Annotated in this window: 13 protein-coding genes; 2 read left to right on the top strand and 11 right to left on the bottom strand. The window is 65.8% G+C overall.

Translation table 11 applies throughout. From position 1 onward, the window contains the following. Positions 1-26: 26 nt before the first annotated feature. Positions 27-680, bottom strand: coding sequence for a methionine ABC transporter permease (locus WT24_RS11650; RefSeq protein ID WP_006486982.1), 654 nt, complete (start codon positions 678-680; stop codon positions 27-29). Next, complete coding sequence (locus WT24_RS11645) at positions 670-1,704, bottom strand: methionine ABC transporter ATP-binding protein (RefSeq protein WP_034206725.1); 1,035 nt, start codon at positions 1,702-1,704, stop codon at positions 670-672. The genes WT24_RS11650 and WT24_RS11645 overlap by 11 nt, the downstream gene beginning before the upstream one ends. A 218-nt stretch (positions 1,705-1,922) precedes the next feature. Here WT24_RS11645 and WT24_RS11640 point away from each other — a divergent pair, with 218 nt between their 5' ends. After that, positions 1,923-2,843, top strand: a complete 921-nt coding sequence (locus tag WT24_RS11640; RefSeq protein ID WP_059501726.1) for an alpha/beta hydrolase — start codon at positions 1,923-1,925, stop codon at positions 2,841-2,843. A gap of 30 nt (positions 2,844-2,873) precedes the next feature. Here WT24_RS11640 and WT24_RS11635 read toward each other — a convergent pair whose 3' ends face one another. Next, on the bottom strand, positions 2,874-3,797 hold the full coding sequence (locus WT24_RS11635; protein WP_034206723.1) for a histone deacetylase family protein: 924 nt from the start codon (positions 3,795-3,797) through the stop codon (positions 2,874-2,876). A 43-nt stretch (positions 3,798-3,840) separates the two neighbouring features. Between WT24_RS11635 and mltB the strand changes: the two genes are divergently transcribed. Continuing rightward, complete coding sequence (gene mltB / locus WT24_RS11630) at positions 3,841-5,184, top strand: lytic murein transglycosylase B (RefSeq protein WP_082742157.1); 1,344 nt, start codon at positions 3,841-3,843, stop codon at positions 5,182-5,184. 76 nt (positions 5,185-5,260) lie between these two features. On the opposite strand, the gene cysM is transcribed toward mltB, so the two are convergent. The 8 genes from cysM to WT24_RS11590 form a co-directional block, all read right to left on the bottom strand. Further along, a complete protein-coding gene (cysM, locus tag WT24_RS11625; RefSeq protein WP_059501676.1) occupies positions 5,261-6,163 on the bottom strand; it encodes a cysteine synthase CysM in 903 nt (300 codons plus the stop codon). 210 nt (positions 6,164-6,373) lie between these two features. Continuing rightward, on the bottom strand, positions 6,374-6,715 hold the full coding sequence (locus WT24_RS11620; RefSeq protein ID WP_060033579.1) for a helix-hairpin-helix domain-containing protein: 342 nt from the start codon (positions 6,713-6,715) through the stop codon (positions 6,374-6,376). 74 nt (positions 6,716-6,789) lie between these two features. Further along, the gene (rfaD, locus tag WT24_RS11615) at positions 6,790-7,782 is read right to left on the bottom strand and encodes an ADP-glyceromanno-heptose 6-epimerase (protein WP_006496538.1); all 993 of its coding nucleotides are present in this window, start codon (positions 7,780-7,782) and stop codon (positions 6,790-6,792) included. Positions 7,783-7,845: 63 nt separating this feature from the next. Next, entirely contained in the window at positions 7,846-8,796 is a 951-nt protein-coding gene (gene rfaE1 / locus WT24_RS11610; protein WP_059501680.1) for a D-glycero-beta-D-manno-heptose-7-phosphate kinase, read from the bottom strand. A 7-nt stretch (positions 8,797-8,803) separates the two neighbouring features. Next, entirely contained in the window at positions 8,804-10,204 is a 1,401-nt protein-coding gene (locus tag WT24_RS11605) for a UDP-glucose/GDP-mannose dehydrogenase family protein (protein ID WP_060033576.1), read from the bottom strand. Positions 10,205-10,293: 89 nt separating this feature from the next. Then, positions 10,294-11,466, bottom strand: a complete 1,173-nt coding sequence (gene lapB / locus WT24_RS11600; protein WP_059501683.1) for a lipopolysaccharide assembly protein LapB — start codon at positions 11,464-11,466, stop codon at positions 10,294-10,296. Positions 11,467-11,519: 53 nt separating this feature from the next. Then, positions 11,520-11,813 (bottom strand): lipopolysaccharide assembly protein LapA domain-containing protein, encoded by a 294-nt coding sequence (locus WT24_RS11595; RefSeq protein ID WP_012328123.1) that lies wholly within the window; start codon positions 11,811-11,813, stop codon positions 11,520-11,522. 209 nt (positions 11,814-12,022) lie between these two features. Then, positions 12,023-12,346, bottom strand: coding sequence for an integration host factor subunit beta (locus WT24_RS11590; RefSeq protein ID WP_006486894.1), 324 nt, complete (start codon positions 12,344-12,346; stop codon positions 12,023-12,025). Positions 12,347-12,366 lie beyond the last annotated feature (20 nt).

Raw genomic sequence — 12,366 nt, 5'->3', positions numbered from 1 at the left:
GTCTTTCCTATCGGATCGGTTTGGTCTTATTTGTGGCTCAGCCGGCGCACCAGCCAGTCGCCGAACGATTGCACGATCTGCACGAACACGATCAGGATCGCGACGACCGTCCACATCACTTCCGGCAGATAGCGCTGGTACCCGTAGCGGATCCCGAGATCGCCGAGCCCGCCGCCGCCGATCGCACCCGCCATCGCCGAATAGCCGACGAGCGACACGAACGTGATCGTCAGGCCCGCGACGACGCCCGGCAGCGATTCGGGCAACAGCACCTTGAATACGATCTGCGACGTGGTCGCGCCCATCGACTGCGCGGCCTCGATCAGCCCGCGATCGACCTCGCGCAGCGCCGTTTCGACGAGACGTGCGATGAACGGCGCGGCCGCGAGCGTCAGCGGCACGACCGCCGCGGCCGTGCCGATCGACGAACCGGTGACGAGCCGCGTAAACGGAATCACCGCGACCAGCAGGATGATGAACGGCGTCGAGCGGACCGCGTTCACGATGCCGCCGAGCACGCGATTCACCGCCAGGTTCTGCAACACGCCCTGGCGGTCGGTCAGGTAGAGCAGCACGCCGAGCGGCAGGCCGACGAGCGCGCCGACCGCCCCGGAGATGCCGACCATGATCAGCGTCTCCCAGAACGACTGCACGAACATATCGAACATCTCACTCAACATACGAAAGCTCCTCTACCACCACACCTTGCTCGCGCAGGAACGCGAGCGCCTGCCCGACCTTGCCCGGCTCGCCGCCGGCGAGCACCGCGAGCGAACCGAATGCCTGCCCCTGGATCTCGTCGATCTGGCCGTGCAGGATGTTGAAATCGAGTTCGTACCGGCGGATCGTTTCCGACAGGATCGGCTGGTCGACACCCGAGCCCGTGAACGCGAGCCGCAGCAGATGCCCGCTGCCCGTCTTCAGCCGCTCGGCCACGCGCGCCTTCAGCGCGGGCGGCAGCTCCTGCGCGATCACGTCGCCGATCAGCGCGCGCGTGACTTCGTGATGCGGTTGCAGGAACACGTCGATCACGCGGCCCTCTTCGACCACGCGCCCCGCGTCGAGCACCGCGACGCGATCGCAGACCTGCTTGATCACTTCCATCTGGTGCGTGATCAGCACGATCGTCAGTCCGAGTTCGCGGTTGATGCGCTTGAGCAGATCGAGGATCGAACGCGTGGTTTCGGGATCGAGCGCGGACGTCGCCTCGTCCGACAGCAGCACCTTCGGCTGGCTCGCGAGCGCGCGGGCGATGCCGACGCGCTGCTTCTGGCCGCCGCTGATCTGCGCCGGATAGCGATCCTTCTGCGCGGACAGCCCGACCAGGTCGAGCAGCGGCAACACGGCGGCCTCGATGTCGGCACGGCTCGCGCCGGCCAGTTCGAGCGGCAGCGCAACGTTGTCGAACACCGTGCGCGACGACAGCAGGTTGAAGTGCTGGAAGATCATGCCGATCTCGCGGCGCGCCTCGCGCAGCGCACTGGCCGACAGCAGCATCAGGTCACGCCCGCCGACGACGACATTGCCTTCGGTCGGCCGCGTAAGCAGGTTGATGGTGCGCACGAGCGTGCTCTTGCCGGCGCCGCTTCGGCCGATGATGCCGAACACCTCGCCTTGCGGGATCGTCAGGTTGACGTTGCGCAACGCTTCGACCCAACCGCCCGGGCCGGGGAAACGCTGCGAAAGATTGCGTAATTCGATCATGTAAACAAAACGGCGGCCGGCCGGCGAGTTGGCCCGCCAGTCGGCCGCCGATGCATCTGGAATAGCCGGCGATTTTACCGCAAACCCCTCATTCCCCTTAATAATCGATTTCGATCTTTTCATAACCGGACGAAATTAGAGGGGCGCCGCTTCGCCCCCATGGGAAGGTCGCGACTATGATCGGGAACGCACTTGCCAACGAACCGGAGACACGCCAGATGAGCGCCACCACCACGCCGGCCGCCGCACCCGCCGCCATCGCCGGATCGGCGCCTTCGGCGCCCGCGCCGCACATGGGCCGACTGCGTACCGCGGACGGGCTCGAACTGGCGTCGTACCGCTGGCCGGCCGGCGACGGCAGCGTGCCGCCGCGCGCGACGATCGCGCTCGTGCACGGCCTCGCCGAACACGCGGGCCGCTATGCCGCGCTCGCCGGCCGGCTGAACGCAGCCGGCATCGACGTGCTTGCGATCGATCTGCGCGGGCATGGCCAGTCGCCGGGCAAACGCGTGTGGGTCGAGCGTTTCGACGGCTACCTGAACGACGCGGATGCGCTGGTCGCCGAAGCCGCGCGCGGCGATGCGCCGCTGTTCCTGATGGGGCACAGCATGGGCGGCGCGATCGCGGCGCTCTACGCGATCGAACGTGCACCGGCTCGCGGCCACGCGCTGGCCGGCCTCGTGCTGTCGAGCCCGGCGCTTGCGCCGGGGCGCGACGTGCCGCGCTGGATGCTTGCGCTCAGCCGCCTCATCAGCCGTGCATGGCCTACTTTCCCCGCGATCAGGATCGATGCGGCCCTGCTGTCGCGCGATCCGGCCGTCGTCGCGGCCAATCGCGCCGACCCGCTCGTGCATCACGGCGCCGTGCCCGCCCGCACCGGCGCGGAAATCCTCGATGCGATGGCGCGCATCGAGAGCGGCCGCGGTGCGCTGCGCGTGCCGGTGCTCGTCTATCACGGCACGGAGGACAAGCTGACCGAACCCGACGGCAGCCGGGCGTTCGGCGCGCACGTCGGTTCGCCCGATCGTACGCTGACGCTGTACGAAGGCGGCTTCCACGAAACGATGAACGATCTCGAACGCGACCGCGTGATCGACGCGCTGATCGCGTGGATTCATGCGCGCGTGCCGGCGCGCTGAACGCGCCCGGCCCGGCCGGTCAATCGCGAATCAGATCCCGGCCAGCACGCGCAGGTGCGCGACGACGCTGCGCCCGAGCGCGGACAGGTTGTAGCCGCCCTCGAGGCAACTGACGATACGGCCCTGCGCATGCCGGCGCGCCACGTCGACGATCCGCGCGGTCAGCCATTCGAAATCGGCTTCGACGAGGCCGAGATTGCCGATATCGTCCTCGCGATGCGCATCGAAGCCGGCCGACACGAACAGCATCTGCGGCTTGAACGCGTCGAGGCGCGGCAGCCAGAACATGTCGACGGCTTCGCGGATCGCCATCCCGTTGCTGCGTGCGGGCATCGGCAGGTTGACCATGTTCGGCGCCTGATGATCGACGCCCGAGAACGGATACAGCGGATGCTGGAAGAAGCTGCACATCAGCACGCGCTCGTCGTTCGCGAACGCCGCCTCGGTGCCGTTGCCGTGATGCACGTCGAAATCGACGATCGCGACGCGCTCGATGCCGTGTACGTCGAGCGCGTGCCGCGCGGCGATCGCGACGTTGTTGAAGAAGCAGAAACCCATCGCGCGCGCGGGCTCCGCATGGTGGCCGGGTGGACGGACGCCGCAGAACGCATTCGCATAGCGGCCTTCGATCACCGCGTCGGTCGCCGCGATCGCGGCGCCGGCCGCGCGCAGTGCCGCGCGCCACGTGTCGCGATTCATCAGCGTGTCGGGATCGATCTCGACGTAACCGTCGACCGGCGTCATGCTCCGGATGTAGTCGATGTGCGCCTGCGTATGCACCCGGCCCAGCGCGACCTCGCTCGCGAACGGTGCGGTTTCGTGCACGATCAGGTCGTCGATGCGGCTCGCAATCAATTGATCCTGGATCGCCGACAGGCGGGCCGGACATTCCGGATGCCATTCCCCCATCTCGTGCAGCATGCAGTCGGGGTGCGTATAGAAAGCGGTTGCCATAAGCTGTCATCCGCGGCGCACGGTGCGTCGCAGGTCTCCATCAATGATGTCCATCGTCTGCCGCGAATTCGCCGCTAACTTACCACAACGGGGGCCAGCTTCGGCCCGGCGCGCCGGATGCGTCGGGTATACTGCGCCGAACACAATCGCTCTGTCCGCCCGCTTCGACATGAATTCCAGCAAGCCTGCCGCCCTTCTTTCCGCGCTGTTCCGGGTTCGCGCTCCGCTCGTCGCCGCTGCCCTCGCCGCTGCCCTCGGCACCGCACCTGCCGTCGCGCAGACGCAGCCGGCGAAGCCCGCCGGCACGCTCGTCGCCCAAGCCCAACCGCAGCAGGAGACGCCGCAAGGCCAGACCTTCGAAGAGGAAATCGTTCCACAGCGTTACGCGAACAATGCGAAGGTCGACGCGTTCATCGACGAGATGGTGAGCCGCAACGGCTTCGATTCGGCAAGCCTGCATGCGCTGTTCTCGCGCATCAGCTACTCGGCGACGGCCGTCAAGCTCGTAAAGCCGGCCCCGTCGCCGACGGTCAAGAACTGGCGCGTCTATCGCTCGCGCTTCATCGAGCCGATCCGCATCAACGCGGGCGTGAAGTTCTGGAAAGCGAACCAGGCCACGCTGCAGCGCGCGTCCGAGCAGTTCGGCGTGCCGCCCGAGGTGATCGTCGGCATCATCGGCGTCGAGACCATCTATGGCCGCTACATGGGCAATTTCCGCGTGCTCGACGCGCTGACGACGCTCACGTTCGACTACCCGGACACGCCGAACCGCGACAGCCGCCAGGCCACGTTCCGCAAGAACCTCGAAGACTTCCTGGTCTGGACCCGCGACAACCAGCTCGACCCCACCACCGTGCTCGGCTCGTACACCGGCGCGATCGGGATTCCGCAGTTCCTGCCGAGCAGCATCCGCGAATATGCGGTCGACTTCGACGGCACGGGCCACGTCGATCTGCGCAGCAGTCCTGTCGATGCGATCGGCAGCGTCGCGAACTACCTGAAGCAGCACGGCTGGGAAACGGACCGTCCGGTGGTCTGGCAGATCACGCCCGATACAGGCAGCCTGGGCATCGCGCAGGCCGCCGCCGACGGCCAGCCCGAACCGCACTGGGCGCTGTCGCAACTGCTGCGCGCGGGCATGACGTTGAACGAGCCGACGGTCAACATCACGACCGAAGCCGGCACGCCGGTTACCGTGGTCGACTTGCCGACGCCCGGGCGCGCGACCGAATACATGCTTGGCCTGAAGAACTTCTATGTGCTGACGCGCTACAACCGGAGTTTCTTCTACGCGCTCACCGTGTACCAGCTCGGCGAGGCAGTGAAAGCACAGATGGAAGCGAGCGGCGCGCTACAACCCGCCGCTGCCGGAACGCAGTCGCAGTAAGCACTGGCCGCCCCAAGAAAAAGCGCCGCAGAAGCGGCGCTTTTTTTATCGATGCGCGGGCCGCGCCCCCATTCGCTCAGGCGGGAAACACGCCCGTGGACAGGTAGCGGTCGCCACGATCGCAGACGATGAACACGATCGTCGCATTCTCGACCTGGCGCGCAATGCGCAACGCGACTTCGCATGCGCCGCCCGACGAAATGCCCGCGAAGATACCTTCGACCGCCGCGAGCCGGCGCGTCATCGTTTCCGACGCAGCCTGACTCACGCTCTCGACGCGGTCGACGCGGCTGCGATCGAAAATGGTCGGCATGTACGCTTCCGGCCACTTGCGAATGCCCGGAATGCGCGAGCCGTCTTCCGGCTGCGCACCGACGATCTCGATCGCCGGATTCTGTTCCTTCAGGTAGCGCGACGTGCCCATGATCGTGCCCGTCGTGCCCATGGCCGACACGAAGTGCGTGATACGCCCCTCGGTATCGCGCCAGATCTCCGGCCCCGTTCCTTCGTAGTGCGCGACGGGATTGTCGGGGTTGCCGAACTGGTCGAGGATCACGCCCTTGCCTTCGCGCTGCATCTGCTCCGCGAGGTCGCGCGCCAGTTCCATCCCGCCCTTCACCGGCGTCAGGATGATTTCGGCGCCATACGCCGCCATGCTCTGGCGGCGCTCGACCGACAGATCCTCCGGCATGATCAGCACCATCTTGTAGCCGCGGATCGCCGCGGCCATCGCGAGCGCGATGCCCGTGTTGCCGCTCGTCGCCTCGATCAGCGTATCGCCCGGCTTGATGCGCCCGCGCGCCTCGGCCTTGCCGATCATCGACAGCGCCGGGCGATCCTTCACGGAACCTGCCGGATTGTTGCCCTCGAGCTTCGCGAGCACCACGTTGTTGCGAGCGCGAATCTCGTCGTCCGGCAGGCGGACCAGTTGCACGAGCGGCGTATTGCCGATCGTGTCTTCGATAGTTTTGTAAGCCATGGATATACCGTGAGTACGAGGCCGATCAATCGATCGATTGTAAACCAGCACCAGCACGCGCGCCGGCAACCCCATTGCGACGATGGAATACGCGCCGCGCGGTGCGCGATCGCCGCGTACGCCGCCCCATGCAAAAAACCCGCGGCATGCCGCGGGAAGCCGTCGCAACGACGGCGGCTGAAGGAGCCCTTTGCGGATACGTGCGACCCGTTATTTCTGCGCGGTGCGAGCCGGTGCGACGGCCGGTTTCGCTGCCGCCGGCTTGCCTGCGGCCGACGGCGCCGCGCCCGCCACCGCACCGATCGTCAGCCCTTCCTGCTGAAGCCGCTCGACGGTATGCCCGCCCATGCCCTTCACGCGCGTGGCGAGATCGTCTGCATTCCTGAACGGGCCGCGTGCGCCGCGCTCGTCGAGAATCGCCTTCGCCCGCGCCGGACCGATGCCCTTGATACCGACGAGCGCATCCTCGTTCGCGGTGTTAACGTCGACGGCCGCCCAGGCCGACGCCACTGCGCCGAGCATGACCGCCGCGGCAAACCATTTCCTGATCATGTGCTGGATCTCCGAAGAAAAACGGCCGGCGGCTGCCGACCGTGAGACCCAGTCTATCGATGCAACGCGCCGGTTTAAACCTGGCCGGATAGCCAACGGACGTAGCGGTCGACGCCTTCCTGCACGGTCAGGAACGGTGCGTCGTAGCCGGCCGCGCGCAGTTTCGTCTGGTCGGCCTGCGTGAAGCACTGGTACTTGCCGCGCAGCGCATCGGGGAACGGCACGTATTCGATCAATCCCTGCTCGACCTGCTGCGCGAGCGTCAGCGGCGGCTGGTTGTCGAGTGCGCGCAGCGTGTTCACGACCGTCGACGCGATATCGTTGAACGGTTGCGCCCGGCCCGTGCCGAGATTGAAGATGCCCGACTTCTCCGGATGATCGAAGAAGAACAGGTTCACCTTGGTCACGTCCTCGACGGACACGAAATCGCGCGTCTGCTCGCCCGGCGCATAACCGTTGTACTCGCCGAACAACTTCACCTTGCCTTCCGCGCGGAACTGGTTGAAGTTGTGGAACGCGACCGACGCCATGCGTCCCTTGTGCGTCTCGCGCGGGCCGTACACGTTGAAATAGCGGAAGCCCGCGATCTGGCTCTTCGCGCTCGGCAGCACGCGACGGATCACCTGGTCGAACAGGAACTTCGAATAGCCGTATACGTTCAGCGGCGCCTCGACGTCGCGTTCCTCGACGAAACGCGTCGAGCCGCCGTAGATCGCGGCCGACGATGCATACAGGAACTGCGTGCCCTGCGCGAGGCAGGTATCGAGCACCGCGCGGCTGTAGCGGAAGTTGTTGTCCATCATGTAGCGGCCGTCGGTTTCCATCGTGTCCGAACAGGCACCTTCATGAAATACCGCGCGTACCTTGCCGAAATCGCCGCGCGCGAAGCGTTCGACGAATTCGGTCTTGTCGAGATAGTCATCGATCTCGCAGTCGACGAGATTGCGGAACTTGTCCGCGCGCGTCAGGTTGTCGACCGCGATGATGCGCGTCTCGCCGCGCTCGTTGAGCGCCTTGACGATGTTCGCGCCGATGAAACCGGCTGCGCCGGTAACGATGAGGGTCATGATCGTCCTGCCTGAAAAGTGCGAGCCACTCGTGCAGCGCGCTCGTCGCGCCGCCGAATGCACTCAGTGAAACAGTTCGTCGTAGTCCACCGTGGCCGTGCCGAGCTTGCCGACCACGATGCCGGCCGCGCGATTCGCGAGCACCACGGCGTCGACGAGCGGCACACCGGCGCCGAGCATCGTCGCGACCGTCGCGATCACGGTGTCACCCGCGCCCGACACGTCGAACACTTCGCGCGCGAGCGCCGGCGCATGCAGTTCGCCGCCCGCGGAAAAGAGCGTCATGCCCTCTTCCGAGCGCGTGAGCAGCAACGCGTCGATGCCGAGCGCCGCACGCAAATTCGCGACGCGCGCGCGCAGGTCGTCTTCCGATTTCCACTGCCCGACCACCTCGCGCAGTTCCGCGCGATTCGGCGTGATCAGCGATGCGCCGCGATAGCGTTCCCAGTCGTCGCCCTTCGGGTCGACCAGAACCGCCTTGCCGGCCGCACGCGCCTTCTCGATCATCGTCGTGACGTGCGTCAGGCCGCCTTTCGCGTAATCCGACATCAGCACGACGTCGTGCTGCGGCAACAGCGCGTCGAAGCGCGCGAGCCCCGCGAGCAGCACCTCGTGCGTCGGCATCGCCTCGAAGTCGACGCGCAGCAACTGCTGCTGACGCGCGAGCACGCGCAGCTTGATCGTGGTCGGTAACGCCGGATCGCGCTCGAGATGCGGCGTCACGCCGCTGCCGGCGAGCAGCTCGACGATCCGCTCGCCGGGCTCGTCGCAACCGACGACGCACAGCAGCCCGGCCTGGCCGCCGAGCGTCACGGCATTGCGCGCAACGTTGGCCGCACCGCCGAGCCGCTCCTCCTGACGCTGCACGTGCACCACCGGCACCGGCGCTTCAGGCGAAATGCGATCGACGTTGCCGAACCAGTAACGGTCGAGCATCACGTCGCCGACGACGAGCACACGCGAGCGCGCGAGTTGCTCGCGCGGCACCGGAACGACTTCGCGAAGAGTATCCATCGTACGTTCAGCCACGGGAGAACGACTGGGGATCGACATACGGCCGGCCGATCGCGTAGTAATCGATGCCCAGTTCGGCCATCGCGTCCGGCTCGTACAGATTGCGCCCGTCGAAGATCACCGGCGCCTTCAGTTCGGCCTTCAGGCGCGTGAAATCGGGGCTGCGGAATTCCTTCCACTCGGTCACGATCACGAGTGCGTCCGCGCCCGTGACCGCGGCGTCCTGCGTGTCGACGAGATGCAGTCGCGCCAGCATGTGCGCATCGTCGCCGAAATCCAGCGCGAACACGCGCCGCGCTTCGTCGACGGCGACCGGATCGTAAGCGCGCACGGTCGCACCGCGTTCGAGCAGCGCGGCGATCAGGCGGCGGCTGGGCGCCTCGCGCATGTCGTCGGTGTTCGGCTTGAACGCCAGGCCCCAGACCGCGAATTCGCGCCCCGTCAGGTCGGCGCCGAAGCGCTGCTCGATCTTGCCGATCAGCACGTCCTTCTGAGCATGGTTGGCGGCCTCGACGGCCTCCAGGATGCGCAGCGGCTGGCCGTTCTCGCCGGCGGTGCGGATCAGCGCCTGCACGTCCTTCGGGAAGCACGAGCCGCCGTAGCCGACGCCCGCATACAGGAAGTGATAGCCGATGCGCGGATCGGAGCCGATCCCGCGGCGCACGGCCTCGATGTCGGCGCCGACCTTGTCGGCGAGATTCGACATCTCGTTCATGAACGAGATGCGCGTCGCAAGCATCGCGTTCGCCGCATACTTCGCGAATTCGGCCGAACGCACGTCCATGTAGATCGTGCGCTCGTGATTGCGGTTGAACGGCGCGTAGAGCTTCTTCATCTTCTCGCGCGCGATCGTGCCGGTGTCGTCGTCGTCGACGCCGATGATGATCCGGTCCGGGCGCATGAAGTCCTCGACCGCGGCGCCTTCCTTCAGGAATTCCGGGTTCGACACGACCGAGAAGCGATGCGCGACGCTGCCCGCGAGCCCGCGTGCAGCCAATGCCTCGTCGACCACGCCGCGCACGCGCCGTGCGGTGCCGACCGGCACCGTCGACTTGTCGACGATCACCTTGAAGCCCGTCATGTGGCGGCCGATGTTGCGCGCGGCCTCGAGCACGTACTGCAGATCGGCCGAGCCGTCCTCGTCGGGCGGCGTGCCGACCGCGATGAACTGGATCTCGCCATGCGCGACGCTCGCCTCGATGTCGGTCGAGAAGCGCAGACGCCCCGCCGTGCGGTTGCGCGCGATGATGTCCAGCAACCCCGGCTCGTGAATCGGCATCCCGCCGTTGTTCAGGATATCGATCTTGCGCGGATCGACGTCGAGACAGAAGACGTCGTGACCGATCTCCGCGAGGCAGGCGCCCGTGACGAGGCCGACATAGCCGGTGCCGATGATGGTGATTTTCATAGATGTTCCGGTACTTCCCGGTAATTGACTAACTTGGCCGCCGGAGCGAGCCCGGCGGCAACCGCAGCGCGTTGGCTCCGCGGCCGGGATCAGCCCGGCATCGCAGGTTCGACGCGGCGCGGCGCATAGGTTTCCCAGCCGCTGCATCCGGGGCACTGCCAATAGAAGAGCCGTGCCCGGAAACCGCAATTCTGGCACGTATACCGTGGCAGATTTTTCGTGCGCTGCTTGATCAGCGCACGCATCATTTCAAGTTCCTTACGACGCGGTTCCTCGGCCGCCGCGATCTGCGCATCGAGCAGGTGCAGCATCCCCGACAGGTTCGGCGACTTTTCCATCTGCGTCCGCGCGAGCGTGTGCGCCGCATCCTGGCCACGCAACCCGGCGATATGCTGATAGGCGATGTCGAGCAGGTCGTTCGACGGATAACGATCGACGTACCCCATCAGCAACTCCGCACCTTCGACGTTCTTGCCGAGCGCGACGTATGCCTTCATCAGCTTGTCGGCCACGAGCGGCAGATACGCCGGGTTCTGCGCTTCGACGCGCTTCCAATGCTCGATCGCGCCCGCGTGATCGCCCGCCGCTTCCGCCGCGTCGCCGGACAGGACCGTCGCACGCACGTTCTGCGGATTCACGGTCAACGCAAGGCGCAACTGTTCGGCCGCTGCGGCGGCATTCTTGCGCTGCAGCGCGTCCTGCGCGAGTTCGCAGTGAAACTGCGCAATTTCGATGCCGAGCGGCTTGTCGCTCATCGACTCGATGCGTTTCGCCGTATCGATCGACTTGTTCCAGTCCTTCTCGATCTCGTAAATCGTCAGCAGCGCCCGCTGCGCGCCGAGCGCGTAGTCGCCGTCCGCGAGCTTGTGGAACGCCTCTTCCGCGCGATCCAGCAAGCCGGCTTTCAGGAAATCCTGGCCCAGTTCGTACAGCGCGTGGTCGCGTTCGTTGACCGGCAGATCGGTGCGACTCAGCAGGTTCTGGTGCACGCGAATCGCGCGGTCGGTCTCGCCGCGACGGCGAAACAGGTTGCCGAGCGCGAAGTGCAGCTCGACCGTTTCGGGATCGAGCTTGGCAACCTCGATGAACGCATCGATCGCCTTGTCGGGTTGTTCGTTCAACAGAAAATTCAGGCCGCGAAAATACGAACGCGGCAGGTTGGCGCTCTCCGACAGGAGATTCTTCAGGTCATAGCGTGACGCCGCCCAACCGAGCGCGAACGCGACCGGAATCGCGAGCAACCACCAGAAATCCAGATCCATGCGAAATATCGAAGCAGAGACGAAAACCGCGCGATGATCGCGCGGCGTCCGTGTTAAATGACGGGCGGCATCGGCGGCTGGTCGATGACGGCAGGCGTTTCGCGCGCCGCACGCAGATCGCGCTTCAAACGACCGTTCTCGAGACGCAGGCGGAAGATCGAAGGCAGCGCGGACAGCAGGCCGGCCAGCAGCCCGACGGCGAAGAATGCCAGGCCGATCAGGATCAGCGGCGCTTGCCATGCATAGCCGGCAACGAAATTCAGCGTCGCGGTTTGCGTATTGGCCAGCGCAAGCACCAGCAGCAGGACGAACACCAATACCCGGATCAGCCAGACGATAAACTTCATGAAGCCCTCTCTTTGTTGAGGTTTGCCGCGGCGCGCGACTCCCCTTCGTCGCACCGAATCGACCCGTATTGTAAAGGAAGCGTTTCCGCGGCTGCGCACATCCTGTGTGCGGCGTTGCGCATCGGTGGCCGGAAATGAAAAAAGCGCCCGCAAGGGGCGCTTTTCTTTTCAGCCTTCGCCGGACAGGTTCCGGGCACACCGAACGACGTTCAACGCTCGTCGTCCGGATCGTCAGCCTTCAGCGGTTCACCGGCGCGACCGTCGACGCGTTCACGCAATTCCTTGCCAGGTTTGAAGTGCGGCACGAACTTCTCGGGCACCTGCACTTTCTCCCCCGACTTCGGGTTGCGTCCGACACGCGCCGGGCGACGATTGAGGCCAAAGCTGCCGAAACCCCGAATTTCAATGCGATGCCCTTTCGCCAGGGCGTCGGACATCGCATCGAGCATCGTTTTCACCGCGAAATCCGCATCCTTGAGGACAAGTTGCGGAAATCGCGATGCCAGCTGCGCGACCAACTCGGATTTGGTCATACTTCAGCAGACCTCGTAAG

The organism is Burkholderia sp. MSMB1078WGS (assembly GCF_001528895.1).
Classification (GTDB): Bacteria; Pseudomonadota; Gammaproteobacteria; order Burkholderiales; family Burkholderiaceae; genus Burkholderia.
Note: the sequence above shows the minus strand (reverse complement) of the source record. Positions and strands in the feature narration are given on the sequence as shown.

What these genes read in the sequence shown, in the direction of transcription:
- WT24_RS11640 (WP_059501726.1), top strand. Translation starts at nt 1,923, where the DNA reads ATGAGCGCCACCACCACGCCGGCCGCCGCACCCGCCGCCATCGCCGGA.
- WT24_RS11595 (WP_012328123.1), bottom strand. Translation starts at nt 11,813, where the DNA reads ATGAAGTTTATCGTCTGGCTGATCCGGGTATTGGTGTTCGTCCTGCTG.
- WT24_RS11645 (WP_034206725.1), bottom strand. Translation starts at nt 1,704, where the DNA reads ATGATCGAATTACGCAATCTTTCGCAGCGTTTCCCCGGCCCGGGCGGT.
- WT24_RS11650 (WP_006486982.1), bottom strand. Translation starts at nt 680, where the DNA reads ATGTTGAGTGAGATGTTCGATATGTTCGTGCAGTCGTTCTGGGAGACG.
- lapB (WP_059501683.1), bottom strand. Translation starts at nt 11,466, where the DNA reads ATGGATCTGGATTTCTGGTGGTTGCTCGCGATTCCGGTCGCGTTCGCG.
- WT24_RS11635 (WP_034206723.1), bottom strand. Translation starts at nt 3,797, where the DNA reads ATGGCAACCGCTTTCTATACGCACCCCGACTGCATGCTGCACGAGATG.
- cysM (WP_059501676.1), bottom strand. Translation starts at nt 6,163, where the DNA reads ATGGCTTACAAAACTATCGAAGACACGATCGGCAATACGCCGCTCGTG.
- WT24_RS11590 (WP_006486894.1), bottom strand. Translation starts at nt 12,346, where the DNA reads ATGACCAAATCCGAGTTGGTCGCGCAGCTGGCATCGCGATTTCCGCAA.
- WT24_RS11605 (WP_060033576.1), bottom strand. Translation starts at nt 10,204, where the DNA reads ATGAAAATCACCATCATCGGCACCGGCTATGTCGGCCTCGTCACGGGC.
- rfaE1 (WP_059501680.1), bottom strand. Translation starts at nt 8,796, where the DNA reads ATGGATACTCTTCGCGAAGTCGTTCCGGTGCCGCGCGAGCAACTCGCG.
- WT24_RS11620 (WP_060033579.1), bottom strand. Translation starts at nt 6,715, where the DNA reads ATGATCAGGAAATGGTTTGCCGCGGCGGTCATGCTCGGCGCAGTGGCG.
- rfaD (WP_006496538.1), bottom strand. Translation starts at nt 7,782, where the DNA reads ATGACCCTCATCGTTACCGGCGCAGCCGGTTTCATCGGCGCGAACATC.
- mltB (WP_082742157.1), top strand. Translation starts at nt 3,841, where the DNA reads ATGATGTCCATCGTCTGCCGCGAATTCGCCGCTAACTTACCACAACGG.